Origin of the sequence: Thalassovita autumnalis (assembly GCF_001458255.1) — a bacterium.
Taxonomy (GTDB): domain Bacteria; phylum Pseudomonadota; class Alphaproteobacteria; order Rhodobacterales; family Rhodobacteraceae; genus Thalassobius; species Thalassobius autumnalis.
In genome coordinates this window covers 32227-57649 of record NZ_CYSB01000004.1, presented here as the reverse complement: position 1 = coordinate 57649, position 25423 = coordinate 32227, and the positions used below count along the sequence as shown (strand labels likewise).

At 61.4% G+C, this 25423-nt stretch carries 21 protein-coding genes; 10 read left to right on the top strand and 11 right to left on the bottom strand.

Going from position 1 to position 25423, the window contains the following annotated elements:
* Positions 1-2 precede the first annotated feature (2 nt).
* Positions 3-611 (bottom strand): flavin reductase family protein, encoded by a 609-nt coding sequence (locus TL5118_RS00290; RefSeq protein ID WP_058241671.1) that lies wholly within the window; start codon positions 609-611, stop codon positions 3-5.
* Positions 612-728: 117 nt separating this feature from the next.
* On the opposite strand from TL5118_RS00290, the gene TL5118_RS00285 reads away from it, so the two are divergent.
* Together TL5118_RS00285 and TL5118_RS00280 are read left to right on the top strand one after the other, a co-directional pair.
* The gene (locus TL5118_RS00285) at positions 729-1217 is read left to right on the top strand and encodes a GNAT family N-acetyltransferase (RefSeq protein ID WP_058241670.1); all 489 of its coding nucleotides are present in this window, start codon (positions 729-731) and stop codon (positions 1215-1217) included.
* 108 nt (positions 1218-1325) lie between these two features.
* Complete coding sequence (locus TL5118_RS00280) at positions 1326-2093, top strand: EcsC family protein (RefSeq protein ID WP_082626107.1); 768 nt, start codon at positions 1326-1328, stop codon at positions 2091-2093.
* Between the two features lie 100 nt (positions 2094-2193).
* On the opposite strand, the gene ptsP is transcribed toward TL5118_RS00280, so the two are convergent.
* From ptsP to TL5118_RS00255, 5 genes are all read right to left on the bottom strand, one after another.
* Positions 2194-4437: a phosphoenolpyruvate--protein phosphotransferase gene (gene ptsP / locus TL5118_RS00275; RefSeq protein WP_058241668.1), complete on the bottom strand. Its 2244-nt coding sequence runs from the start codon at positions 4435-4437 to the stop codon at positions 2194-2196.
* A 341-nt stretch (positions 4438-4778) separates the two neighbouring features.
* Positions 4779-5186, bottom strand: a complete 408-nt coding sequence (locus TL5118_RS00270) for an SMI1/KNR4 family protein (protein ID WP_082626106.1) — start codon at positions 5184-5186, stop codon at positions 4779-4781.
* Positions 5187-5337: 151 nt separating this feature from the next.
* Positions 5338-6576, bottom strand: coding sequence for an aspartate kinase (locus TL5118_RS00265; protein WP_058241666.1), 1239 nt, complete (start codon positions 6574-6576; stop codon positions 5338-5340).
* Between the two features lie 186 nt (positions 6577-6762).
* Complete coding sequence (locus tag TL5118_RS00260) at positions 6763-7407, bottom strand: SDR family NAD(P)-dependent oxidoreductase (protein WP_058241665.1); 645 nt, start codon at positions 7405-7407, stop codon at positions 6763-6765.
* Positions 7408-7483: 76 nt separating this feature from the next.
* Positions 7484-8014: a DUF1178 family protein gene (locus tag TL5118_RS00255; protein ID WP_058241664.1), complete on the bottom strand. Its 531-nt coding sequence runs from the start codon at positions 8012-8014 to the stop codon at positions 7484-7486.
* Positions 8015-8521: 507 nt separating this feature from the next.
* Here TL5118_RS00255 and TL5118_RS00250 point away from each other — a divergent pair.
* The 6 genes from TL5118_RS00250 (at position 8522) to TL5118_RS00225 (ending at position 20075) form a co-directional block, all read left to right on the top strand.
* Positions 8522-10084, top strand: coding sequence for an ABC transporter substrate-binding protein (locus TL5118_RS00250; protein ID WP_058241663.1), 1563 nt, complete (start codon positions 8522-8524; stop codon positions 10082-10084).
* 172 nt (positions 10085-10256) lie between these two features.
* Complete coding sequence (locus TL5118_RS00245) at positions 10257-12041, top strand: non-ribosomal peptide synthetase (protein ID WP_058241662.1); 1785 nt, start codon at positions 10257-10259, stop codon at positions 12039-12041.
* Positions 12042-13739: a thiamine pyrophosphate-dependent enzyme gene (locus TL5118_RS00240; protein WP_058241661.1), complete on the top strand. Its 1698-nt coding sequence runs from the start codon at positions 12042-12044 to the stop codon at positions 13737-13739. It begins immediately after the preceding gene.
* A 15-nt stretch (positions 13740-13754) separates the two neighbouring features.
* On the top strand, positions 13755-18260 hold the full coding sequence (locus TL5118_RS00235) for a non-ribosomal peptide synthetase (protein WP_082626104.1): 4506 nt from the start codon (positions 13755-13757) through the stop codon (positions 18258-18260).
* Positions 18261-18272: 12 nt separating this feature from the next.
* Positions 18273-19199 (top strand): TRAP transporter large permease subunit, encoded by a 927-nt coding sequence (locus tag TL5118_RS00230; protein WP_058241659.1) that lies wholly within the window; start codon positions 18273-18275, stop codon positions 19197-19199.
* A 9-nt stretch (positions 19200-19208) separates the two neighbouring features.
* Positions 19209-20075: a dioxygenase family protein gene (locus TL5118_RS00225; RefSeq protein WP_058241658.1), complete on the top strand. Its 867-nt coding sequence runs from the start codon at positions 19209-19211 to the stop codon at positions 20073-20075.
* Positions 20076-20140: 65 nt separating this feature from the next.
* On the opposite strand, the gene TL5118_RS00220 is transcribed toward TL5118_RS00225, so the two are convergent.
* The gene (locus TL5118_RS00220; protein ID WP_058241657.1) at positions 20141-20821 is read right to left on the bottom strand and encodes a GntR family transcriptional regulator; all 681 of its coding nucleotides are present in this window, start codon (positions 20819-20821) and stop codon (positions 20141-20143) included.
* A 33-nt stretch (positions 20822-20854) separates the two neighbouring features.
* Here TL5118_RS00220 and TL5118_RS21485 point away from each other — a divergent pair, with 33 nt between their 5' ends.
* Positions 20855-21154: a hypothetical protein gene (locus TL5118_RS21485; RefSeq protein WP_131727387.1), complete on the top strand. Its 300-nt coding sequence runs from the start codon at positions 20855-20857 to the stop codon at positions 21152-21154.
* Between the two features lie 32 nt (positions 21155-21186).
* Here the strand turns inward: TL5118_RS21485 and TL5118_RS00215 are convergent, their stop codons facing one another.
* From TL5118_RS00215 to tmpA, 4 genes are read right to left on the bottom strand one after another with little or no spacing between them, the layout of a single operon-like run.
* Positions 21187-22014, bottom strand: a complete 828-nt coding sequence (locus TL5118_RS00215) for an alkaline phosphatase family protein (RefSeq protein WP_058241656.1) — start codon at positions 22012-22014, stop codon at positions 21187-21189.
* A gap of 3 nt (positions 22015-22017) precedes the next feature.
* On the bottom strand, positions 22018-22686 hold the full coding sequence (locus tag TL5118_RS00210) for an ureidoglycolate lyase (protein ID WP_058241655.1): 669 nt from the start codon (positions 22684-22686) through the stop codon (positions 22018-22020).
* A complete protein-coding gene (gene tmpB, locus TL5118_RS00205) occupies positions 22683-23276 on the bottom strand; it encodes a (R)-1-hydroxy-2-trimethylaminoethylphosphonate oxygenase (protein WP_058241654.1) in 594 nt (197 codons plus the stop codon). Before tmpB ends, TL5118_RS00210 begins: the two co-directional genes overlap by 4 nt.
* Entirely contained in the window at positions 23273-24412 is a 1140-nt protein-coding gene (tmpA, locus tag TL5118_RS00200) for a 2-trimethylaminoethylphosphonate dioxygenase (RefSeq protein WP_058241653.1), read from the bottom strand. The genes tmpB and tmpA overlap by 4 nt, the downstream gene beginning before the upstream one ends.
* Positions 24413-24514: 102 nt before the next feature.
* Here tmpA and TL5118_RS00195 point away from each other — a divergent pair, with 102 nt between their 5' ends.
* Positions 24515-25411 (top strand): LysR family transcriptional regulator, encoded by an 897-nt coding sequence (locus tag TL5118_RS00195; RefSeq protein ID WP_058241652.1) that lies wholly within the window; start codon positions 24515-24517, stop codon positions 25409-25411.
* Positions 25412-25423 lie beyond the last annotated feature (12 nt).

The following is a 25423-nucleotide window of genomic DNA, read 5'->3' as shown; positions in this document are numbered from 1 at the left end:
GTTTAGCGATCATCCGGGCGCGTCAGCGCAAAGAGGTCGCGCACCACCGAATAGTCACGATAGCCAAGCCGGGCCAGCGGCTGGTAGCGGGTGATGTCAAAGGTGCCGTCTACCAGGCAGTCATCCTGTAGGCGCACGCCGGTGACCTCACCAAAAACAGCGGTGTTGGAGGCACCGGGCAGCTGAACAATTTGGGTCAGCTTGCATTCCAGCACCGCAGGGGCGGCAGTGACATAGGCGCAGTTGATGCTGTCACATTCGCCTTTGTCCAAACCGGCATGGGCAAATTCATCTGTTGCGGCCGGCAAGGCAGCAGAACTGGCATTCATCGCATCGCGCAGCGCGTAGGACACAACGTTGCAGGCAAAAAGGCCGGTGGCGCGGATATTGGCAACGGTGTCTTTGCTGTTGTCCTGATCCGCCTTGGCGCCGGTGGAGGCAAACATCACCTGCGGCGGCTCATAGGCAACCGCGTTGAAGAAGGAATAGGGCGCCAGATTGTCGATCCCATCCGCCGACCGGGTGGAGATCCAGCCGATCGGGCGCGGTGTGACAATGGCGTTGAACGGGTTGTGGGGCAGGCCGTGGCCATCTTGGGGGCGGTAGAACATGGGACCTCAAAGGCGCGCCCGCTGGCGGCGCATATGGTTTCGCGTTTGTATCAGACCTAACCACATGCTAGGGCCATTTCCAGTTCAATATGTGCAGCTTAAAGGATCAGGGCGGCCGTGTTCCACTTTGACGTAGAAACCAAAGACGACTGGTGGGAAGTCGAGGCGCTTTATGATCTGTGCTTTGCCCCGGGGCGCACGGCGCTGTCGTCTTATCGTCTGCGCGAAGATGTGGATCCGGTGGCCGATCTGTCGATTGTGGCACGTGATGGCGATGGCATTCTGGCAGGCGCAATTCGCTACTGGCCGGTGCACATCGGGACCGATGTGGCGCTGCTGTTGGGTCCGGTTGCGGTGCACCCGACCCATCAGGGCGAAGGCCTGGGTGGGGCGTTGATCCATGACAGCATGTCCCGCGCCGCGCGCCTTGGCTGGCACCGGGTGATGCTGGTGGGCGATGAACCCTATTACCGTCGGTTTGGATTTCAGCGGCTGTCAGGCGTGGTGATGCCGCCGCCCACCAACCCCGACCGGGTGCTGGGGCATGGGCTGGCCGATGGGATCTGGGACGGCGTGCAGGGTGATGTCACCCGCTATGAGGTCTGACGTCTGCGTCTGCACCCCCTGATCCGGCCTGACTTGAAACCGGGCAGTAGCACGCCCACCTGACATGTCAGGGGCCTATTAGCGCCCTGTTGGAGGGATATTCAAATCATGTTGGTCGAAGACGCACCGCCTGTGACCCTGGATCTGGACGCGGAAATGGCCGCGCTGGCTGAGCGTTACCGCAAGGCCTCTGGCCCCGGCATTCAGGTGTTGAACCTGCTGGGTTCCTCAGCTGAGGGGCTGTTGGACCGGCTGCCGGAAACCGTGCGGGACCGGCTGGATGAAGGCACCGAAAAGGCCCTGTTTCTGACCATGAAAGCGGCCCATCGCTCGCGCGGATGGCTGGCGGATCAACCCGGGTGGCTGAACACCACCGTGACCACAGCCATGGGCGCGGCTGGCGGCTTTGGCGGATTGCCCACCGCGATGGCGGAACTGCCGGTGACCACGGCGGTGCTGCTGCGCGCCATTCAGGGCGTGGCGGTGGAACATGGCTTTGATGCGGCGGCGGAAAACGTGCAGTTTGATTGTGTGCAGGTCTTTGCCTCGGCCGGGCCGCTGGCCCATGACGATGGGGCGGATATGGCCTTTCTGGCGACCCGCATGGCGCTGCGCGGCGCCTCAATGCAGGCCTTGGTGGCCAAGGTTGCCCCCCGCTTGGCGCAAGTGCTGGGGCAGAAACTGGCGGCCCAAACCGTGCCGGTGCTGGGTGCGGTTGCCGGGGCGGCGACCAACTATGCCTACACCAGCTACTATCAAGACATCGCCCATGTGCATTTCCGCCTGCGCCGACTGGCGATTGAGACGGACACCAAGCCTGAGGTGCTGGTCGAGGATCTGCGCCGCCGCGTCGCGCCACCGATCAGCCATCTGTAAGGCGGGCAGGCGAGGCTAATCCCGCGGTGCGCCCCTGCCGGGACGCGCAGTATTTTTTGGCTGCCTCCGGCGGGAGTATTTGGGGAACGATGAAAGCGGATCAGCTGTTGCTGCGCAGGTAGTTCATCACTGCCGGGCGCACGGATTGATCGCCGCGCAGCTTGCCCTCCTCGATGACCCGGCGCAGCCCGTCAAGATCCACCGAGCGCAGGATGTTTTTCACCGGCCCGATGGAGGCTGGGCGCATCGACAGGGCGCGCAGCCCCATGGCGGCGAGGCATATCGCCTCGACGGGGCGGCCGGCATCTTCGCCACAGAAGGACAGCGAAGTGCCCGAGGCCTCGCAGCGTTTCACAATGCCTTCGAGGAAGGTGAGGAAGCTGACGTTGAGCGAGTCGTAGCGTTTGCGCACCCGTTCATTTTCCCGGTCAGCGGCAAAGAAGAACTGTTTCAGATCGTTGCCACCGATGGAGAGGAAATCGACCTCCTCGTAGAATTTATCCGGGGCAAAGGCCAGGGAAGGCGTTTCCAGCATGGCGCCAATCTCAACCTTTTCAGGCAGCACATGGCCAAGCTTGCGCTCCCGCTCCATTACCTTTTCCATCTCGGCGCGGGCCTGACGGTATTCTTCGTACTGCGCCACAAAGGGGAACATGATGGTCAAGGGGCGCCCGGCGGCCGCGCGGATCAGCGCCTGCAGCTGCATTCGCATCACGCCGCGTTTGTCCAGACCCACCCGAATGGCGCGCCAGCCCAGAGCCGGGTTCGGCTCATCATTGGGTTTCATGTAGGGCAGCACCTTGTCGGACCCGATGTCGAGCGTGCGAAAGACCACGCGCTTGCCATGTGCCGCATCCAACACGCGGGCATAAAGCGCCGACAGTTCAGACCGTTTCGGCATCTGGTTGCGCACCAGGAACTGCAATTCGGTGCGGAACAGGCCCACGCCTTCGGCGCCGGAGCCTTCGAGCGAGGGCAGATCCGCCATGAGGCCCGCGTTCATCTGCAGCGAAATGGTTTTGCCGCATTTGGTGGTGGCCGGTTTTTCCCGGATTGAGGCGTAGCGTTCCTGCGCCTTGGCCTGCATCGCGATCTTGTCGCGGAAGGCGGTGACAACAGTGTCGTCGGGGCGCAGGTGAACAATGCCCTGATCGCCATCCACCATGATGTGGTTGCCGTTGAGGGCATCGGTGGTGATGCCACCGGCATGGACCACCAGCGGGATGGCAAGGGCGCGGGCCACAATGGCAGCATGGGACCCGACGGAGCCCTCTTCCAGCACGATCCCCTTCAGCGAACGGCCATAATCCAGCAATTCGGCCGGGCCGATGTTGCGGGCGATCAGGATCGGGTCACTGGGCATATCAGCGCCGGTGTTTTGTCCCTGACCGGTCAGGATCCTGAGCAGGCGGTTAGACAGATCATCAAGGTCATGCAGCCGTTCGCGCAGGTAGGCATCGGTGGCCATGTTCATCCGTGCACGCGCCTGCGATTGTTCTTTCTCCACCGCGGCTTCGGCGGAAAGGCCGCGGCTGATGTCTTCCTCCATCCGGCGTAACCAACCTTTGGAGTTGGCAAACATCCGGTAGGCTTCCAGCACCTGCACCTGTTCGGCGTCGCCGCCCGAGGCGCCCGCCAGCATCTGATCAACGCTGACGCGCAGCTCATCCACCGCTTCGCGCAGGCGGACCAGTTCGGCATGGGGATCTTCGGCAATCGGGTTGGTGACTACGACGCGCGGCTCATGCAGCCAGACGTGGCCTTCGGCAGCGCCTTCCTGTGCAGTGGTGGCGCGGATCAGGGCCGGGTTCTGGTGCGGCGCGGCCAAGGCGGCGCCTTCACCGACAAAGGCGCCCAGCTCGGTCATTTCGGCCAGCACCATGGCGACCACTTCCAGCGCGTAGACCTCATCGGCGGAATATTCGCGGGCGTCTTTGGACTGCACCACCAGAACACCCTGTTTTTCGCCAAGCCGCTGCACCGGCACGCCCAGGAAGGAGGAATAGATCTCCTCGCCGGTTTCCGGCATATAGCGGAACCCTTTGGCCGAGGGTGCATCAGCCGTGTTGATCACCCGGCCATAGCGGGCGACGCGGCCCACCAGACCTTCGCCCAGTTTCATCCGGGTCTGGTGCACCGCTTCGGCGTTCAGACCTTCGGTGGCGCACAGCTCCAGCGTTTCGGAATCGCGGAAGAGGTAGATCGAACACACCTCAGAGCCGGTGGAATCGGCGATCAGATGGGTGATCTTATCCAGCCGCGCCTGACCGGCACTGTCTTCGGCCATCGCATCGCGCAGCCGTTGCAGCAATTTGCGGCTTTCTGTTTCCGTCGCATCACTCATCTGCGGCGGCCCTCCTCACTGTCACCACGGTGGTTAGACCACATGTTGGCGGAGAACAAAACGAATATCGCAAGCCTGTTAGCGCAATAGGTGCGTTTCCGCGTGCCATATGCCAGATGATTGAGCAGCGCCGCCGTGAGGGCGAAAAAATGCTGCGGTTGCGAAGGGAGATATCACCTCCAAAACGCGATTTTCCGCTATGCGCGCTAACCTGCTTTCATCTGACAATCCTGCGGATCAGCCACGAAATATCCCGGCAGATATATCCGTGAGCAGGGGCTGAACCATATGGTTACGCTGCCTGACTTGTTAGGCCAGTTTTACGGTCCGCGATAGCTTTGCTAGGCCTCGCGATCCTCAAGCATCTCAATAAGGGCATCAAAGGTCGGCGCAAGCAAAACGACGCTTTCCTTCAAATCGATGTTTGTCATGTCAAAGGCAACGACATTCACCTGACCCTCGGTGTTGGCGGTCAATGCAATTGCATCGCCACCTCCGCTGCCGCCGATCACAAAATAGCCTTTGAAAAATTCATGAAAGGTGGCGTTCTCTTCAATCTCCGCAACCTCCTCGGCCGGAAATAGAATGAGCCAATCTGGGCTAACGCCAAGCGCGCCCTCTCCGCCATTGCTGTTTGACAAGAACTCTAAATAGCTTTCAGGCAGTGGAAATGGAGATACCGAGGCCACTTTCCTCAACGCCGGGGCAGGTGCAGCAGGGGACGTCTGCCAGTTCTTTTTCTCAATCAACGCTTACTCCTGCAGATATTCAGCTTGCGACACTGTCTCATGACGGCTTGCAAGGAAAGATCCTAGTTGCCCAACACAGGTTGCGGGCACCCCCAAACACAAAAGCCCGCGTAACAGACGCGGGCTTTGTGACATCTTGGCAGCTGGCAGATCAGCCAGCGGTTTCCAGCTCAAAGGCGTCGTGCAGGGATTGCACGGCCAGTTCCAGGTATTTGCGGTCAATCAGAACCGAGATTTTGATTTCCGAAGTGGCGATCACCTTGATGTTGATGCCTTCGTCCGACAGGGTTTTGAACATGGTCGCGGCCACGCCCGACTGCGACCGCATGCCGATGCCCACGGCCGAGATTTTGCAGACGTCGGTGTCAGCCACCAGATCGCGGAAGTTGATTTCACCGCTGTCATGGGCCTCTTGCAGGGCCTTGGTGGCGCGCATCACCTGATCTGTGGGGCAGGAGAAGGTCATATCGGTGCGACCTTCATCGGCGATGTTCTGAATGATCATATCGACGTTCACGCCGGCCTCGGACAGCGGGCCAAAGATCGCCGCGGCGATGCCGGGACGGTCAGCGACGGAGATCAGGGTCATCTTCGCCTCATCACGGGAATAGGCGATGCCGGATACGGGACGGTTTTCCATGGTTTCCTCCTCGTCGCAGACCAAAGTGCCTGCCTCGTCAGATGGTTCTTCGAAAGAGCTGAGCACGCGCAGTTTCACCTTGTAGCGCATTGCCAGTTCAACAGATCGGGTTTGCAGGACCTTGGCGCCGAGCGACGCCAGCTCCAGCATCTCCTCAAAGGAGATCTTGTCGAGCTTGCGGGCCTTGGGGCTGATCCGCGGGTCGGTGGTGTAGACGCCATCCACATCGGTGTAGATGTCGCAGCGTTCCGCATCAAAGGCGGCTGCAAAGGCCACAGCCGTGGTGTCAGACCCCCCGCGGCCCAGCGTGGTGATGCGGCCTTCGGGGCTGACGCCCTGGAACCCTGCAACAACCGCCACTTTCATGCCTTCGCCGAATTTCTCAGTGATGTTTTCCGGCGGGATCTCTTCGATCCGGGCGGCCGAATGGGCATCGGTGGTTTTCACCGGCACCTGCCAGCCCTGCCAGCTGCGCGCCGGAACGCCCATTTCCTGCAGGGTCAGCGCCATCAGGCCCGCGGTGACGTTTTCACCGGAGGAGACAACAGCGTCATATTCGCGCGCATCATAAAGCGGCGAGGTTTCATTTACCCAACCGACCAACTCATTGGTCTTACCGGACATGGCTGAGACGATGACGATGACGTCATAGCCTTTGGCAACTTCCAGGCCGACACGTTTGGCGGCGCGTTTGATCCGGTCGAGCGTGGCGACGGAAGTGCCGCCGAATTTCATCACGAGAACGGGCATGGTCTGTCCTAAGCGTCTTTGATCGAGGCGGGTTTAGAGAAAGGGGGGCAGGGGCGCAAGGGCGCAATGCTCCCCCGCGACGTGGTGTTGCGGGGAAGGCATGGGATTTGAGTATTTTTGAAACAGTGAAGGGCGGGGTGCGCAAGATCTGCAATCGTCCCTGGTTGAGCGGATGTCAGATCCGGCTCAGTAAGCGTGATCGCGCCCGTCCCAGGTTTTGAAACAGCCGGTGCTGTCGAGGCTGAGATCGGCAAACCGGTCCAGCAGCCCGCTGGCACTTTCCGCCACCGTAATATCGGCCGCATCGCCGCCCATGTCGGTTTTCACCCAGCCCGGGTGGTAGATGCCCACTGCGATGCCAAGCCCTCTGAGGTCCGCGGCCAGGTTGCGGCCCAGGTTCAGCGCCGCCGCTTTGGAGGCGCGGTACGCATATGAGCCGCCCGGCGCGCGTGTGTCCGAGGCCATTTGTGAGGAGATGATGGCGATTTTGCCCTGATCGGCCATCTGCAGGTTGGGCAGCAGGGTCTGGATTGTCTGGAACACCCCGGTGACATTTGCGGCAAAGCTTTGCGCCCAGGTGTCAGCATCATAGCCATCGGCCAGCGAGTGATGTTTGTCGAGGTACACACCGGCGTTGCAGATCAGCAGATCCACCGCCTTGCCGTCCATCGCGGCGCCCAGGGAGGCAAAATCGGTCGGTTTGGTGACATCCAGGTTGTGGAACCCTTCGCGCCCACGCGCGGTGCCCAGGACATCGTGGCCTGCATCAAGGTAGGATTGGTACATGGCGTGGCCGATGCCACGGTTGGCGCCAGTGATGACGATCTGCATGAGGGCCCCCTTTAGAATGACCGCAAGGCGTTTACCGGCCCCTGGGTCGGGCGGATTGATTTGAAACTGTTGCGGCTCAGTTGGCCTTGCGTCCCGGCCGGAACGGCAGCGGCACTACCGGCACGCCATCGTCAATCAGCTGTTTCGCCTCGTCAAGCTTTGCTTCACCGTGAATGGCCCGTTCTGGCGCATCGCCCACATGCATGGCGCGGGCCTCATCGACGAAGCTGTCACCGACATATTCCGAATTGGCCTCAACCTGCTTTTTCAGCTCGGCCAGGGCGCGCTCCTGCTCATTGGCGGGGGTGCTGAGGGAAGGGGCGGGGGCTGCGGCAGGCTGCGGGGCCGCTGGGCCCGCTTGGGTCGCGGGCGCTTGGGCCTGATCCGCTGAGGCTTTGGCGGCCCGTGCGGCGGCTTCTTTTTTGGCGGCTTCCGCTTTGCGGCCGGAGTGCACCCGCGGCGCCATGATGGCCTTGGTCACGTCGGTGCTGCCGCAATGGCTGCAGCTGACCAGACCGCGCGACTGCAGCTTGTCAAAGGCTTCGGCCGATTGAAACCAGCTGTCAAACCGGTGATCGTTGCTGCATTTCAACGCGTATTGAATCATCACGAGCTTCCAAACTGGTCAGACAGGACCGAAACAGACGAAAGGGCAGAGCACCCGGCATTCCCCAGCGTATGGCAGACATCTAGGGCGCGTAGGCTTAGGGATGTGGATACATATCTGAAATTGCCCAGCAATCAATGGAAGAGAGATAAATTCTACCTCACCTGCCTAAGGTTTGCTGCGGATGTGTTTCAGGTCGCATCACCGGAGCCTTGCAAGGATCATACCGGATGTGGGGGCATTTTAGGCGGCGAATGATGCGAAGACGGCGAGTGCTTTGCGCATCTACGCGCACTTAGGGAGCCGTCGAAAATATCGACATTCTGCCTTGTGAGCGCTATCAATTTCACCGTCAAGGGGATGCAGAGTGCTGACAGATCACCTTTTTTTGTTTTCCTGTCAGTGTGCTCCATGTCCTAACCCAGAGGTCTGATCTTAAAACACAGGCCCTTTAGGCATCATGTTGTATGCCCTGGCGCTAACAAAATTCTCGCGGGGAGAACACGAATGAAACTCGTTACTGTTTCTGCACTGGCCTTGATGATGGCCACTGCCGCTTCAGCGGAAACCTTCCGCTGGGCAGGCACCACCGACCCTCAGACAATGGATCCACACGCTGTGAACTCGGCTCCGGTTTTGGGGTTTTTGAACAACGTCTACGAAGGTCTGGTCCGCCGTGGCAAAGACATGGCGATTGAGCCTGCGCTGGCCACCAGCTGGGAGCCGATCGGCGACGGCGAAGGCTGGCGCTTCAACCTGCGTCAGGGTGTGACCTTCCACGATGGGTCAACCTTTGACGCTGAAGATGTGGTCTTCAGCTACGAACGGGCTTCGGACGAAGGCTCGGACACCCGCAGCTGGTTTGCCCCTGTTGCGGACGTCAAAATGGTGGATGCCTACACCGTGGACGTGATGACCAAAGCGCCGAACCCGATTTTCCCGGATTCGATTGCCAATTGGATGATCATGGACAAGGGCTGGGCCGAAGCCAACAGCGCCGCCCGTCCTGATAAAGAAGCCGGCAACTACGCCACGCTGAACGCCAATGGCACCGGCGCCTTCAAACTCAGCGCCCGTCAGCCCGGCCTGACCACTACGCTGGTGCCGTTCGACGGCTGGTGGGATGAGGCAGAGCACAACATCACCGAAGCCACCTTCACCCCGATCGACAACCCGGCCACCGCTGTTGCGGCGCTGCTGTCGGGTGACGTTGACATGATCAACCCGGTGCCGATCCAGGATGCGGCACGTGTCGATCAGCGCGACGGCGTGAAAGTGATCCGCGGCATCGAAGCGCGTGTGATCATGCTGGGCTTTGGCCATGAGGCAGACCTGCTGAAATACGGCGAAAACGCGGGTGAAAAGAACCCGTTCCAGGGCGTGCGTGTGCGTGAAGCGGTGGCCAAGGCGGTCAACGTTGATGCGATCCGTCAGACCATCATGCGCGGTTCCGCCGAGGCAGCCAGCCAGCTGGTCAGCCCGGCCATGCGCGGCTATTCCGACGCCAACGCCGCCCGCACCGCTTATGATCCCGAGGGCGCCAAGGCCCTGCTGGCCGAAGCCGGTTACGCCGATGGCTTCTCCTTCGGTCTGAAATGCCCCAACAACCGTTACCTGAACGACGAAGCGGTCTGTCAGGCTGTGACCGGCATGCTGGCACAGGTCGGCATCACGGCGCAGCTGGATGCGATGCCGGTGTCGAACTACTGGCCGGAACTGCGGGCTGACAACTACGACATGTACCTCCTGGGTTGGAGCCCGGGTACCTTTGACCATGAGCACCCCGTGCGCTTCCTGGTGACCACCCCGAACTCGGAAAAGAAACTGGGTTCGTGGAACTTCGGTGCCTTCTCCAACGCCCGTGTGGATGAGCTGCTGCCGATGATCCAGTCTGAGATCGACGACACCAAGCGTCAGGCGATGATCGATGAGACCGTTGCGATCTATCAGGGTGAACATGCCTATGTGCCGCTCTACGTGCAGCCGCTGGTCTGGGGCACCCAGGACAACATCGAGCTGACTCAGCGCCCGGACAACTTCTTCATCCTGCGCTGGGTGACGGTAAACTAAGGGTTCACGAACCAAGTTTCGTTGGGTTGACTGCCTGACCCCTGAAAGCCCCTGCCGTTTTGGTGGGGGCTTTTGTTTTGTGGAACATCTAATTGGGTAAATTGAGAAATCCTTGATATTATTGGGTCAACCGGTAGGTTGCCGGTTGTTATTTGAGTTTCGGGGGACGCTCGTGAAGAATTTTGGTCAACAGTTGATTGCGGCATTGCGGCAGAAGGGGGCGGAGGCCGCGCTGATCTGCACCGAACGGGGGGATCAGTCCGGGGATCAGTTTGCGGACCAGTTGCTGTGCCTCAGCCGACAGATGATTGCCGCAGGGGCGGCAGAAGGCAGCCGTGTTGCCCTGATTGCACCCCAACCCGAGGAGGCGGTGCGTGGGTTTCTGGCCTCCATGCACAGCCACACAGCCGCGCCGCTGAACCCTGATTACACCACTGATGAGTTTCTGTTTTACCTTCAGGATCTGCGCCCCAGCCTTGTGCTTCTGGGGCAGGGCGCCAGCGCCGCTGCTGAGGCTGCGGTGGCTCAAATGGGTCTGAACACCCTGCGCTTTGCGGATCTGGCAGGGGCCGAGTTCGCATCTGAACATGCGCCCGCCGCGCTGGATGATGTCGCGATGATCCTGCACACCTCTGGAACCACGGCGCGGCCGAAGATGGTGGCGCTGACCCAGGCCAATCTGGCAGCCTCCTGCGCCAATATCGCGGCCTCATTGTCATTGCAGGCGAAGGATCGATCGCTCTGTGCGATGCCGCTCTTCCACATCCATGGTCTGATGGCCAGTCTCTGTGCCCCGCTGCTCTCGGGGGGATCGGTGGTGCTGACGGGCAAGTTCAACCCTGTCAGTTTCACCGATGCGCTCAGCCGATATCAGCCCACATGGTATTCGGCGGTGCCGACAATCCATCTGGCGCTGATCAACCATCTTGAGGGCATCGGCCAGATCCCTAACCACAGCCTGCGGCTGATCCGCTCCTCCTCGGCCTCTTTGCCGCCGTCGGTGATTGCCCGTTTGGAAACCACCTTCGGCGCGCCGCTGATCGAAGCCTACGGTATGACCGAAGCCAGCCACCAGATCGCCGCCAACCCGCTGCCACCTGCACAGCGCAAACCGGGCACCGTCGGTCCGGCCAGTGGCACAGAAATTGACGTGGTTGATGACGCGGGCACCCCGCTGGCGGCGGGCGTGACCGGGCATGTGGTGATCCGCGGCGCCGGGGTGACACCGGGCTATATCGACCACCCTGAGGCCAATGCCGAAGGGTTCCGCGGCGGCTCCTTCTGGACCGGGGACCTCGGGTTTCTGGACCCTGAGGGCTATCTGACGCTGACCGGGCGCAGCAAAGAGCAGATCAATCGCGGCGGGCAGAAAATCTCCCCCCGTGAGGTGGATGAGGCCCTGATGGACATCGCGGGCATTGCCGATGCGGTCGCCTTTGCCATGCCGCATGACAGCCTCGGCGAAGATCTGGTGGCCGCTGTGATCCTGCAGCGGGGCCAAGCTCTCTCCGCGCAAGATATTCGCCTGCGTCTGTTTGAACGGCTGGCCGATTACAAGGTGCCCAGCCAGATCGCGGTGGTGGATCACATCCCGGTTGGGGCCACCGGCAAACGTCAACGCCTGCAAATGTGGTCCGCGCTGAAAGGCGCCTTTGCCGTCGCACCGCAGCCGCCCCGCGACGCTTTGGAATTTATTCTCTGTGAGTTCACCGCCGAGGCGCTGGGTCTTGAAGAGATCGGGCGCGATGACAACTTCTTCAACCTTGGTGGAAACTCCATCATCGGATTCCAGTTGTCGATTACGCTTGGCGGGCTTTTGGGCTGCCACGTCGTGCCCTCAGCCCTGTTCCGCTTCCCCACGGCTGAGGCCCTGGCGGATCACCTGCGCCCGCAGATGTCAAAGGACAATCTGGACCGGCTGGAGGCCGCGGTGCAAGACAGCGCTGAGGATGCTTAGATGACCGTCTTGGGACCACCAAAGAAGCCACGCGGTCGATTGCGCGCCGGGCTGCGCGACCGGTTGAAACCAAGCACTGACGAAGCCACCGCCGCCCGCGATCCGCAGTTGCTTAGCGGCCATCAGGCGCTGGCGCAGGGGTTGAAGGCGCGCGGCATCACCCATGTCTATTCTCTGCCCGGCAATCCGGTTTATGCCACCATTGCCGCCTTTGCCGATGCGGGGTTGGTCACGGTGGGCTGCCGCACCCAGAACGGTGCCATGAACGCGGCCCTGGCCCATAACTACCGGGCAGGGGGATTGGCGGCTGTAGCGCTTTGTTCGCCCGCGCCGGGTCTGACAAATTCGCTGACCGGGCTCAACGATGCCTATGCCAACCAATGGCCGCTTATACTCATCGCGGGCGGCGAGGAGGAGAGCAGCTGGAACTTTCAACTGTCAGATGCCGCGCGTATGGCGGCCCCTTTTGCCAAGGCGGTTTTTGCAGTGAAAGACCGCCCTCAGCTGAGCGCAGATCTGGACGCTGCGGTTGCGTTAGCGGGCACCGGCCCCTGCGGTTCGGTCTGCCTTGAGGTTGCGCCGGCAGCGCTCAACGGGCGCGCCTCGGATGTGCTTGCGGCCAGCACGGACACCGCCAAGACCACAACGCCAGAGCTGCAGCACATTCCCGCCGCGGATCGGCCAGTGATCTTACTGGGGGAGGGTCTGCGTTGGACCGCCGGTGACACAGCTCCCTTGCGCGCCGCGTTGGAGGCCACCGGATTGCCCGTCCTTGCCAGCCCTATGGCGCGGGGGATCTTGCCCGACGATCATCGCCAAAACGTCTTTGCCGCCGGCCCCGATGTGCTGACCGCCTGCGATCAGATCCTGCTCTGCGGCGCGCAGGCGGATTGGCGATTTGCCGGGATCCCGGCGGCCTTGGCCCGGCTGGACCCGATAGAAATCCCCTCTGAGGGCGCCAGTTTGGTCGCGCAGCTAAAGGCGCTGCCGCGCCGTCCCCAACATCAAACTTGGATGCAAGCGATGCAGCAGCGGCAGGCTGAGATTATGGCGCAGATTGCCGCCCGGGCCAGTCAGCCAAATGACGTCGCACGGATCATTGAACTGAGCGCCGCACTGGACCAGTCGCTGAAAACGCTGTGCCCCGATGGGGTGGTCAGCGTGATTGAGGGCGGGCTGGCGCTGTCCTGGGGGCATCTGGTCTGGTCGACCAAACAACCGTTTACCCGGCTGACCCCGGGCCAGAACGGCACCATGGGGGTGGGCATCCCACAGGGTTTGGGCGCCGCGCTGGCCGATCCTGATCAGACTGTGGTTGCCTTGGTCGGCGACGTTGGCTTCGGCTTTGCCGCTGCCGAACTGGAAACCGCCCTGTGCCACAAGGCCTGCCTGATCGTGGTGGTCGCCGACAACAGCGCGATCAGCGGCCGGGCGTTTCAGGACCGTTGGATGGCCCCAGGCAGCCACGATACGCTGCGCTTCACCCCATCTGTAAACTACGCTGATATCGCCCGGGGCTGGGGCGTACCTGCGCAGCAAATTGCCGGTCCCGCCGCTTTGCTTGATGCCCTTTCCGCAGCCCTTACTGCGCAGAAAACGCAAGCCGGGCCACAGGTTATCTCCGTCACCCTTTCGGCAGATAGGCCAGGGCCCGCATCCGAACCGGACGAACCCCCAAACCGCTTAACCAGATTGTAAGACTACCGTGTTTTCATGACCCAGACCTCGGTTCCATCGTCAGCGCGCCGATCCCGGCTACGCCAGCACCTCGCCTCTCAAACTTCGGCGGCGCCGGCATCGACGACGCCTGTACCAGGCACAAAAACTGCGCCTTTTGTCGGGCGTGTTCCGGCGCAACCTCTGCAGCAGCAGATGTGGGCGCTGCAGGAACTGGCCCCAGACAGCGGCGCGGCGCTGGTATCGCGGGCCTGGCGTATCAGCGGGCAGCTTAACGTTGCGCAGCTCCATCAGGCCGCGCAGCAGCTTGTGATGGCGCATGACGCGCTGCGGTCGCGTTTGGTTCTGGCGGACGGGTGCCTGCAGGTTGAGGTCGCTGCCAGCGCTCAGGTGGATTTCGAAACGCTGGACCTGCGTCAGAAACCGGCCGATCTGGACGCGCAAATCGCTGAGTGTCGCCGCATGGCTTTTGCACCTGAGGCGCCTAGCCTGATGCGGTTGCGGCTGTATCAGATCGGGGCGCAGGACTGGGTGTTGCTGCTGGTGCACCACCACGCCGTGCTGGACGGCTGGTCGGTCACCCGATTGCTGGAAGATCTGCGCCGGACCTATGGCGCCCCCAGTGAGGCGCTCACCCCGCCCAGCTACGGTTGGGGGGCCTATCTGTCTGCCCTGTCTGTTGCGGACAGGTCTGCGGCCCCGGGCCCCCAGTCGGGCGAATTGGAGCCTTTGCAGCTGCCTTATGACTATGAGCGGCGGGGTACTGATCTGTCGGGTCGGGCCCTGTGGCTGCATCTCACCGCAGCGGAACGGCAGGGTATCGAAGCGCTGGCTGCCGATTTGCACGTGGGCGCTGCCGCTGTGCTGATGGCGGCATGGCGTCTGACGCTGGCCCGTATTTCGGGACAGGCAGAGTTTGCCCTTGGTACCGTCCTGTTTGGCCGCAACGCACCAGAGGTGCAGTCGCTCCTAGGGGGCTTTGTGCAGACCGCGAACAGTCAGGTTCCGCTGCGCTCAGGCATGACGTTCGGCCAATTGTGTCAGGCCGAGCAGGGGGCGTCGGCAGACCTCTTGGGGCAGGAGGGCACTCTGGATGGCGATCTGTCCCGTGACAGTTTTCAAGCGACCTTCAATTATCGCGGCTATCCAACCCGGGGGCTGACGCTGGAGGGCAGCAATTGCGAAGAATATGCGCTGGAGGCACAGACCGCCGCATTCCCGCTTGGCTTCAACGTCGAACCCGATGGGGCAGGCTACGCGATTGAGCTGCTGTGGCAACGCGCCTGTTTTCAGGAAGAAACCGTCGCCAGGATCGCGGCGGAGTTTCGCGAGGTGCTGGCGGCTGGGTTGGCCCGGTCGAAAGCCGCGATTTGGCCGCTTAACTTGACCGAGGCGGAGCGGGACGCGCGTCTGCTCAATGGCGATAGCGGTTTTTGGGCCAGCACACAGGGCATTGTGCCAGTCCGCGCGCAGCTGGAACGGACCTTTGAGTCAAATAAAGGCTCCGTTGCGCTGCGCCATGGGGATCTGGAATGGGATTACGCTGATCTGGATCGACACAGTGCGCTTTGGGCGTATTCGCTTATGCAACGCGATCTGGGTCCGGGGGATCTGGTGGCGATTGCACTGCCGCGCGGGCCAGCGTTTCTGGCTGCTGTGATCGGCGCCTTTCGGGCAGGCTGCGCCTTTGTTCCACTGTCACCTGAGGATCCGCCCCATCGTCTGGCGCAGATGCTGCGCCACGCTCAGCCAAAGGTGTTGATCGCAGAGGTCGAAATGGGCGCAGAGCTGAACGCTCAGTTGGCTCAGAATGCAACGGGCAAGAATGCGCAGGAACTGGCGGTGCTGGCCGCGCCCGATGCTGCCGAGACGGTCATGGCCGCAAAAGACTTCGCGCCTAATCTGGCGCCCGACACACTGGCCTATGTGATGTTCACATCCGGCTCGAGCGGCACCCCAAAAGGGGTCGCGGTGTCTTTTGATGCGCTTTCTGCCCAGCTGTGCGTGCAGAGCCAGGTTTTCAAACTGCGGCCCAAGGGGCGGTTCCTTTCAGGGTGCAGTGTGACCTTTGATGTGGTGCTGCTGGAGTGGCTATTGCCGCTGATTGCTGGCGCCGAGCTGGTGATGCTGGAAGATCGCTACCGGCGCGATCCGTGGAAAATTGTCGAAATGTCTGAGGAGCGGCGTTTTGATGTTCTCTCTGCCACGCCGACCCTGTGGCAAATGCTGTTGAACGCGGGGCTGCGCGGCCATGACAGGCTGACGATGTTGACCGGTGGTGAAACCCTGCCTGCGTCCATCCAGAATGAATTGTTGCAACGCACCGATCGCCTGCTGAACGGGTACGGCCCAACCGAAGCGACGGTGGCAACCTCAATGGACCTGATCGATGGACCGGCTGAACTGACCCCGACCCATGCCGCCACGGCCTCCTCGGTCGGATATGTGCTGCCGGGGTATCTGGTGGCCGTTGTCAACCCCGACGGGCAGCCCGTTTGGCCCGGCCAAATGGGGGAGGTTTGGGTGCATGGTCAAGGGCTTGCCTTGGGCTACCACAACGATCCGGTGCGCAGCGCGGTCAGTTTTCCAAAGGACCCGCCCGGATTGCCCAAGGGCCGCTGGTATCGGACGGGCGACTTGGGCCGCGTCCTATTGGACGGTCGGCTTGGCTATGCCGGGCGCATCGACGCACAGGTCAAAATCTCCGGGCAGCGCATCGAGTTGGGCGAAGTGGAGGCAGCGGCCATCGCGTCGGGTTTGCTGAAGGCTGCGGGTGCTTACGTTTTTGAACGGCAGGGGCGCCAGACGCTTGCCATGCATATTGTGCCGGCGTCAGACACCCCGTTTGAAAACCCGTCCGAAACCCTGAAGGCGGATCTGTTACGTCATCTGCGTCGGGCATTGCCGGCGACCTGGGTGCCGAGCCATCTGTTTGAAATCGACGCCCTACCTGTCAACAGCGCGGGCAAGCTGGACCGTCGTGCCTTGCAGAACCTTTGCCTAGAGGAACTGCGTAGCGCTGAGACGAGCCCAGACGCGGCCGCCACAACGGTTGATATCGCGCCCGTGGTGCAGCAGGCCTGGACCGCAGCGCTGGGCACCGCCCCGGTTGCGGCCGATGTGGACTTCTTTGATCTGGGCGGCAATTCTGCACAGTTCATCGGGTTGTTGGCCACTTTGCGGGAACAAACCAAGGCACATCTGCCGGTGGATCACGCCTTTGAGCGGCCCACCCCCGCGGCTTTGACTGACCTGTTGCGGGAAGAAAAACGCCTGAGTTTGCCCGATCCCCTGGTCGTGGCGCGGCAGGCCGAAGCCTCTGAAACCACAAAAACACCGCTGGTCTTTGTGCCTGGTGTAATGCCCATCTCCCCAAACTTGGTGTCTTTGCTGCAGATGCTGCCGCAGGATCAAAGCGTCTATCAGTTCCACCGCAAACCGATCCCCTATATCGGTCCCTTGGTGGAGTTTGCCGATCACACCAAACACTATGCGCAGATTGCGGATGAGGTGTTTGGTGAGACCGAGATCCATGTCTGCGGGTTTTCCCACGGCGGTGGGGTGGCGGTGGAAACCGTGCGCGCCCTGCAGGCCCTTGGTCATCGGCCGCAACTGACCATTCTGGACCATGGCCTGGGGCTGAAGGTTCAAGACCGCCCGGACTTCCTCACCGCCTCACAGCAAGATCGGGCGAACTGCCTGAGGAGCGCACACCACTTTCACCCAGTAGAGGGCGACATTTCTTTTTTCCGCAGCAGCGGCGGCCTTTACGGGATGTCGATGCTGGCCAAAGGTTGGGAAGACTACGCGACCGGCACTGTCACGATCTATACCGCGATTGCCCGCCACTCCAACCTGTTGACCGGCGGCGCGAAGGATCTGGCGGGTGCTGTGCAACGCTCTGTCCCGCCACTGGCGGTCTTGCACCCCCAACCGGGGGCGGAGGCGCGCCGGGAGGTCGCCCATCTTATCGCCGATGGCAAACCAGATGCTGCCTTTGACCAGTTGCGTGCGCTGGTTGAGGCCTATCCTTTGCATCCCTGGCAGGCGGGTTGCGCCTATCGTCTGGCTGATGGTCTGGGCCGTGGGGCTGAAGGTCGGGCGGTGTTGCGGCGCTGGCTGGCGCAGGCACCGCGGTCTGTGCCTGAAGGGGTGGAGCCGCTGTGTTGGCACTCGGGACGCGCAGATGCTTATGATCAGCTTGGCCAACACGTGAGGTGTTTCCTGGCCTTGAAACGGGCGCGGAAAGAGTGTGAACCGATCTATGATCTTGAAGTGAACTACGCCCGTAAACTTCTGTATTTGCGGCAGGTGCGCGCCGCTCAAAAGGTGCTGGAGGCAGCACAATCCAAGTGGGGCAGCGAAGCGCAGTTGGAATTGGAACTGGGCATTTGCTACGCGCAACATGGCCGGTTTGAGGAGGCGCTTGCGCTGTTTTACCAAGCGCTGGAGGTTTGGGAGGATAACACCCGCCTGCGGCTGTGGATCAAACGGGCGGAGCGCCGAGAAACCCGGTGGCGCCGGATCTTGAAGCGGCGGTGACGGTGGGAGCTGATGCGGGACAACTTTGATCTGGCGATGAACCTGTTGAAAGTTGCGGTGTCTGACAGCGTGATGGAATACACTTTCGCCACCGTGCCGCTCTTTACCTTCATGGGGCTGATCATCTATTCCTTCGTGGCCGAACAGTCGGTGGGCGAAATGTTCCTGGCCGGTGTGGTGCCGGTGCTGATGCTGGCGGTGGCCTATGTGGCGGCGATCTGGTTCATGGGGCGGTTTTTCCCGGCCTTTGTGGGCGGGCGCTCTGCCGATGATTTCCGGCCCATCCCCTGGGGCGAGATCGCGCTGAAAACCCTGCCAACCCTGATCATCATCGCGGTGGTTCTGGGCGGCATCTACACCGGTTGGCTGACCCCGGTGGAGGCCGGTGCAGCGGGATCGGTTGTGGCCTTGCTGATCGCAATGGCGCGTGGCCGCATGACCCTGAAAGGGTTCTGGGAGGCACTCCTGGAAACCGGTCATATCACCGCATCGATCCTGTTCCTGATCACCGCTGCCTCAATCTACAGCCGGATGCTGGGCCTTGCCGGTCTGCCGAATGAGCTGGGCGATATGCTGGCGGCCAGTCAGGTGAGCTTCTTCTGGATCATGGTGCTTTATGTGCTCCTGATGCTTTTCCTTGGCACGCTTCTGGACACGGCTTCGATCATTCTGATCGTGGTGCCCCTGTTCCTGCCGCTGGTGGAGCCGATGGGCCTAAGCCTTGTCTGGTTTGGCATCATCACTGTGGTTGGCGCCGAAATTGGTCTGCTGACCCCGCCGCTGGGCATTTCCTGCTTTGTAATCAAAGCCACGCTGAACGACGACCGTATTTCGCTGAAGGATGTCTTCCTTGGCGCGCTGCCCTTCGCGGCTGTGATGCTGGTCGTGCTGATCCTGCTGATCCGCTATCCGGCGCTCAGCCTCGCAATTCTGAACTAGGAGGCGCAGATGCGTTCCGTCACCAAAGACAATATCACTGAGGTTTTCACCGCTTACTTCGGCGAGGATACAGATCCGCGGGTCCGTGAAGTTCTGGGGGCGCTGGCCCGTCACATCCATGACTTTGCCCGCGAGGTGAAGCTGACCCATGAGGAATGGCAGGTGGGGATCGATTTCCTGACCCGCGCCGGTGACATCACCACACCTGAACGGCATGAGTTTGTGCTGCTGTCGGATGTGCTGGGCCTGTCCTCACTGGTGGATATGCTGCATTCGCGTGAGGATGCGACCAGTTCCTCGGTGCTGGGGCCGTTCCATGTGTCCAACCCGCCGCCGCTGGAAATCGGCGGTGACATGAAGCGTGACTTTGAGGGTGAGGTACTGCTGGTCGAAGGCACGGTGCGCGACACCGAGGGCAACCCGATCCCCGGGGCTGAGATTGATATCTGGCAGACCGCGCCAAACGGGCTGTATTCCAGTCAGGACCCGGATCAGGACATTCATTCGTTCCATGGTCTGATGAAGGCCGATGAAAACGGCCGCTATGCCTTCACCACGGTGCGTCCGGTCAGCTATACGGTGCCTGATGACGGGCCGGTGGGGGACATCCTGCGCGCGGCAGGGCGCCACCCGTGGCGGCCGTCGCATCTGCATTACATCGTGTCCGCCAAAGGGTTCCGCAATCTGGTGACTGAGGTTTTCCCGGATGATGATCCCTACCTTGACGAAGACACGGTCTTTGGGGTCCGCAGCGATCTGGTGATGACCTATGAACCCCAACCCGCCGGCAGCTTCCCTGAGGGGTTTGCCCTGTCAGGGCAGGTGGCCGAGGCCTATTCGCGGGTTGAGTTTGATCTGGTGCTGGCCGCCGACTAAGCCGCCGCACAGGTGGCCTGGGCCAGATCCCTGGCCCAGTTTTCCGATCTCATGGGGGAGTGGCCCTATTCGGGGAACTGGGCCGTCAGATAAGCACCGGTCTGGCGGTAGTGATGCAGCAGACGCTCCACCGCCAGATCCGCATCGCGGTTGATGGCCGCCTCAAGGATTTCCGCGTGTTCTTTGCCAATGTCGCGCTTTTTGTAGCCGCTGGCCTGTTCCGCCAGATAGCGGTAGCGGATGTTCAGATCATAAAGCTGGGTGCAGAACTTCAGCAAAATGGGGGATCCGCAGGCCTCCAGCAGGGCCATGTGGAAATCCTTGTGCCGCTGTTCAAACACCTCAACATCTTCGCGCGGCTGTCGCACCATCCGGTGATGGGCCAGAACGGCGCGTCCTTCCCAGGCCTCATCGGCGGCGGCAATGGATTGGCGCAGCGCCATTTCTTCCAGGTAGCAGCGCAGGCGCAGGATTTCCTCAAAGTTGGCTTTGCTGACGGCGGCGGTGCGAAAGCCCCGCTGGTCAATCCGTTCCACCAGCTGATCTGAGGTCAGCAGGCTCAGCGCTTCGCGCACGGGGGAGGCACCGGTATCCAGCACCTGCCGCAGCCGTTCGATCTTGAGTTTTTCGCCCGGCGGCAACTCCCCCACCACAATCATGCGCCGCAACGCCTGATAGGCGAGCTGCGTGGCTGAGGTATTGGCCGTTTCGGCGGGTTGGGTCGGGGCGAGCGTGGATTTGTCCATGCTGCTAAAATATCGTTTTTCAGAAGGTATTCAATGAAAAGCGTATATTTTTCTGCGCCCCATGCGTTGCCGAATGGGGCGCGGTCTGGGATAGGCTCAGGACCCATTCATGTTCCAGCACCGGTGTGGCGGATTTTCGAAATGACCCTGAAATTAGACAACGGCGGTGGTCGCAGGAATAGTGAATTATTTCAAGGCAATGCGGTGCGCCTTCGTTCGAAAATCCGCCAAATCGAAGACGCCAAAACCGCTGCATCTCAATGGCGTGAGGCGCTTGAAAATAGAACCACTATTTTCGGCGCACCTCAAACCCTTGATATTTTGCGTTTTTGACGCCGCTGCGGGACCATGAATGGGCCCTGAACCTAGGCCAAGGGCGCGGCCTTCATGGTATCCGGCGCGGCAACCCCTAAAAAAGACAGGATCGTTGGCGCAAGGGCGCGTTGATCCAGAACCTGCCCCTCTGGTGCGGTGATGGCCGTGTCGAAGGCAAAGAAGGGCACGTTGACCAAAGACGGCGCATCGCCGCCGTGATCGCCGTGTTCATCCATGCCGTGATCGGCGGTGATCAGCACCTGATAACCGGCCTCCCGCAGGCGCGGGATCAGCTGGGCCAGGGCCTTGTCGACCTTGCCGGCCTGCCGTTCATAGGCCGCCCCCAACCCGGTGTGGGTGTGCCCCAGCGTGTCACAGCTGGAGGAATGCAGCAGCAGGTAGTCCGGCGCATGCCGTTTGGCGATGCCCCAGAGCTGGCCGCAAAGGTCCACCTCCGCCGGTTGCACCGCATTGTCGGCGTCATAGCCATCCATGCTGTAGTAGCGGCCATGGGTGATCGGGCTGTGCGGATCGTCTACCTCCACATGGTCAAACGGGTCAAAGGTGGATCCGGCGAACAGGCTGTGGAAATAGCTATGGCCCACTACGCCACTGGTTTTGCCAGCGCCCTGCAAGGTGCTGAACACATTGGGGTGGGGGCAGGGGCGCAGGCCTTCGTTGTCCATCAGCCCATGATCTGCCGGGGCCAACCCGGTGTGGATCGTTTCATAAAGCGGGGCCGAGATGGTGGGCAGGCAGGCCTGCATGGTCCAGAGGCGGGCATCGCCTTGGGCCACCGAGCCCATGAGCCAGTTGCAACACTTGCGCGCGGTGTCATCGCGTAGCCCATCGACGATGATCAGACAGGTTTTGGTCATCGCTCAGAGATCCTTCACCTTGTCAGCGGTCAACGGGCAGCTGAGGTAGACGCCGAATTCCTTGCCGATATCGGCGCTGACACGGGCATGTACCGCGCCCTGACGGTCCAGAAACCGCTGGCTGTCCTCGACCGGGAAGACACCTTCGTGCCAGATGCCGGCATGGATATAGATTCCGACGCTGCCATCGCTCCAGAAGGCCACAACCTTTTCCGGGCCCAGATTGTCACCGGGCAGGGCGGCGGGCACGATGAAGGGTTTGCGGTCCAGCGGAAAGAACAGCTGCCCGCCATCGGGGTGGTAGTTCATATGCCACAACAGCACCTGATCCCGCGGGGCGGTCTGACTGTCGGTGCGGGCTTTTTGCGGATTGTTGGACCAGCCCAGCACATAGTTGCCTTTCACCGCTTCGTTTTCGCCATAAAGCACATCCCCGCGCCAGTCGCATTTGAACGTGCCCTCGACATAGCCGCCTTCATCGCCGGTGCCCTCATCAATTGGCCGCCAGCCCTGCTGCGGCCAACGGGTGATTTCAATGTCAAAGGTGGAAGGGTCTTCGACCAGCTGGCCATAACCCTTGAGGCTGTCGTTGGTGGCGCGGATCAGCGGCACCTCATGCCAGGGCAGCGACGGTTTGCTGCTGGCCTCAAACATATACTCAGGCGCGCTCATGACTGACCTCGCATATGGGCATCGACCAGCCGCTGCACCCGTGGGGCAAAGTGACGGAAATCCGGCGTCTCCATATCAGCGATTTTGCCCGCCTCATCCAGATAGCGCACCGCAATGATCTCTTTGAGGTTGGGGTTCTTTTCAAACTCGGCCACCTCTTCGGCGGACATCGGCCCGCCCTGCAGGTTCAGCGAGTGGATGGAGGCCTCGGACAGGCGGTCAAAATAGCTGGGTTTGGTGGCACAGAGATATCGTTTGGCCGCAACGTGATAGCGACAGCAATCGGTCACCACTGTGGGGAAGAACTGTTCCAGCACCTCAGCGCCGGCATCCTCATGATGGCGGTCTTCGGTGTCATCCATGGTGAATGTGCCAAACTCAGACGTGAAATGGCCGATGTCATGCAGCAGCGCGCCCACGATAATCTCATCCGGTTGGTTGTTCTGCTCCGCGATTGTGGCACCCTGCAGCATATGTTCGCCCATGGTCACAGGCTCGCCCAGATATTCCTCGGCGCCGCGCCGTTCAAAGATCGAGGCGAGGAATTCCACAATGTTGTCGGCGTTTAGATCGTTTACGGTGACGCTCATTCTGCCACCTCCTGCAGCGCGCGACGGCGGGCATCGCGGGTGGAACGCAGGCCGTCCTTGTCGGCGTAACAGCCCTGCAGCCAACGGGTGCCGGTGCCGGAATAGGCCTTGCGGGCATGCAGCACGCGGGTGTTGTCGACAACAAACCCTTCCCCCGGTTCCAGACGGAATGTCACCTCCATCGTCGGGTCATCGATAATCTCGCCCAACCGGCGATAGGCGGCATACCACAGCGCCATCTGATTAAACGGAATGTCGGTCACCGCCGCGAGGGAGCGGTTGTTGAACCGCACGCACACCAGTTCGCCATCAGGCGCCAGTTCGATCATCGGACGGCGCGCGGTCAGGCAGACGCCCTCTTCGCCGGCATATTCGAAATGGGCGCAGTGGTTGGCCAGCACATCGAAATAGGCCGGGTTTTCCGCCTGCAGACGACGGGCGCAGGCAAAACCGTCAACCACCATGTTTTCCCCGCCCGCGGCCGAGCTTTCGAGGCAATAGAGCACCTGCATGGAAGGCACCGGATCACGGTAGGGGTTATCAGTATGGGCCTGCAGCCCCAGCCCGGTGAAGGCCAGATTGGTGGGGTTCACCTCAGTGCGGACCTCAAAGTGGCGGCCATAGTTGGTTTCGCGCACATGGCCGAACAGATCAACAACCTGAAACAGCGCCCCATCGGCGATCGGCCCGCCCTCAATCTTGCCAAAACCATAGCGCGCCACGGCGTCAATCCAGCCGTCAAAGGCACTGCAACGGGTGGAAAGCTCGGCGAAATGGCCGGTGGGCACGTCGTTTTGCAGGCCGCTGTCCCAGGTGGCGATATCCGGTTGCAGCCAGCCGCGTGCCTCAGGTGCCGGGCGATCATAGGCATGGGCGATCAGCCAGTTGGGATCAAAAACCACGGTTTTGCCTTCCGGGGCAAAGCTGACCTCCAGCCCGGCGGCGGTGATCGCGCAGGCGCTGATCCGGGTGTCGGCGGGAATGTCGCGCAGCGCAATCAGCCGTTGGCCATTGCCCGGCGCGCGGGTCTCAGGATCCGGCGCATTGTCGCGCAGCCAAATGGCATGGAACCGCAAAGCGCCGTCATTGCTATCAAGTGTAAGGAAATCGCCACTGGCGTCGAGAAGAGCTTGCATGGGGCACCTTTCAGGCTGGCTCAGTCATCTGTGGCTTCCTTGTCAGCCATTCCCATTATAAACTCAAATCAGAAAAAAGCCCTCTGAGTATCGGTTTGATTTATGCAAGAGCCTAGCTTTCAACTGCCGCAACTGGAATGGATCCGCGCCTTTGAGGCGGCCGCACGGCTGGGCAGTTTTACCGCCGCTGCCCGCGAAACCGGGTTGACCCAGCCCGCGATCAGCCAACGCATCAGCCAACTGGAGGCGCATCTGGGCGCACAGCTGTTCCTGCGGCAGGCGCGCACCATTACGCTGAGCGTTGAAGGCGAGGCCTGGCTGCCCCATGTGCAGGCGGCGCTGCAGGAGTTGAGCGAAAGCTCGGAGATGCTGTTTGCGCGCGACCGCACCCATCTGACCTTTTCCGCCAGCCAGTCGGTGATTGCGCTGTGGCTGATCCCCCGCCTGTCTGAGGTTGAGCGCGTCACGGGGGCATCAATTTCCGTGCAATCCTATGTGCTTGGCGGCCAGAGTGCGACATTGGATGAGGTGATCCAGATCCGCTATGGCACTGGGAACTGGCCGCATCACTATCAAATGCCGCTTTATGATGAGGTGCTGGCGCCGGTTGCCGCACCGCAACTGCTAGCGCAGGGGGCAGGGCAAGGGCCGGTGAAGCAACTGGGCGACTGGACCGCCCTGCCACGGATCGCCTGCACCGGCCCGCGGCCGGACTGGCACGCCTTTACCCGCGCCTTTGGATTGCCCGCCTCCCCCGGTGCCGAGGCACTGCGCTTTGACACGTTTCATGCCACGCTTGAGGCGGCAAAATCCGGCCTCGGCGTCGCGCTGGCCTCACTGCCGCTCTGCGCCGCAGATCTGCGGGCAGGGCGGCTGGTGCAACTGGGGTCTGAGGTGCTGCCACATGGCGAAACCTATTGGCTCCTCGCCTCCAAACGCGCCATCCGCCGCCGCCAATGGGACGCCCTGACCACAGCGTTGCGCCAATCAAAGGTGTGAGCTGGGATGAGG

Coding starts and splice junctions, on each gene's coding strand:
- TL5118_RS00215 (WP_058241656.1), bottom strand. CDS start 22,014: ATGACCAAAACCTGTCTGATCATCGTCGATGGGCTACGCGATGACACC.
- TL5118_RS21485 (WP_131727387.1), top strand. CDS start 20,855: ATGAAAAGCGTATATTTTTCTGCGCCCCATGCGTTGCCGAATGGGGCG.
- TL5118_RS00195 (WP_058241652.1), top strand. CDS start 24,515: ATGCAAGAGCCTAGCTTTCAACTGCCGCAACTGGAATGGATCCGCGCC.
- ptsP (WP_058241668.1), bottom strand. CDS start 4,437: ATGAGTGATGCGACGGAAACAGAAAGCCGCAAATTGCTGCAACGGCTG.
- TL5118_RS00290 (WP_058241671.1), bottom strand. CDS start 611: ATGTTCTACCGCCCCCAAGATGGCCACGGCCTGCCCCACAACCCGTTC.
- tmpA (WP_058241653.1), bottom strand. CDS start 24,412: ATGCAAGCTCTTCTCGACGCCAGTGGCGATTTCCTTACACTTGATAGC.
- TL5118_RS00225 (WP_058241658.1), top strand. CDS start 19,209: ATGCGTTCCGTCACCAAAGACAATATCACTGAGGTTTTCACCGCTTAC.
- TL5118_RS00220 (WP_058241657.1), bottom strand. CDS start 20,821: ATGGACAAATCCACGCTCGCCCCGACCCAACCCGCCGAAACGGCCAAT.
- TL5118_RS00250 (WP_058241663.1), top strand. CDS start 8,522: ATGAAACTCGTTACTGTTTCTGCACTGGCCTTGATGATGGCCACTGCC.
- TL5118_RS00240 (WP_058241661.1), top strand. CDS start 12,042: ATGACCGTCTTGGGACCACCAAAGAAGCCACGCGGTCGATTGCGCGCC.
- TL5118_RS00280 (WP_082626107.1), top strand. CDS start 1,326: ATGTTGGTCGAAGACGCACCGCCTGTGACCCTGGATCTGGACGCGGAA.
- TL5118_RS00235 (WP_082626104.1), top strand. CDS start 13,755: ATGACCCAGACCTCGGTTCCATCGTCAGCGCGCCGATCCCGGCTACGC.
- tmpB (WP_058241654.1), bottom strand. CDS start 23,276: ATGAGCGTCACCGTAAACGATCTAAACGCCGACAACATTGTGGAATTC.
- TL5118_RS00265 (WP_058241666.1), bottom strand. CDS start 6,576: ATGCCCGTTCTCGTGATGAAATTCGGCGGCACTTCCGTCGCCACGCTC.
- TL5118_RS00255 (WP_058241664.1), bottom strand. CDS start 8,014: ATGATTCAATACGCGTTGAAATGCAGCAACGATCACCGGTTTGACAGC.
- TL5118_RS00230 (WP_058241659.1), top strand. CDS start 18,273: ATGCGGGACAACTTTGATCTGGCGATGAACCTGTTGAAAGTTGCGGTG.
- TL5118_RS00210 (WP_058241655.1), bottom strand. CDS start 22,686: ATGAGCGCGCCTGAGTATATGTTTGAGGCCAGCAGCAAACCGTCGCTG.
- TL5118_RS00260 (WP_058241665.1), bottom strand. CDS start 7,407: ATGCAGATCGTCATCACTGGCGCCAACCGTGGCATCGGCCACGCCATG.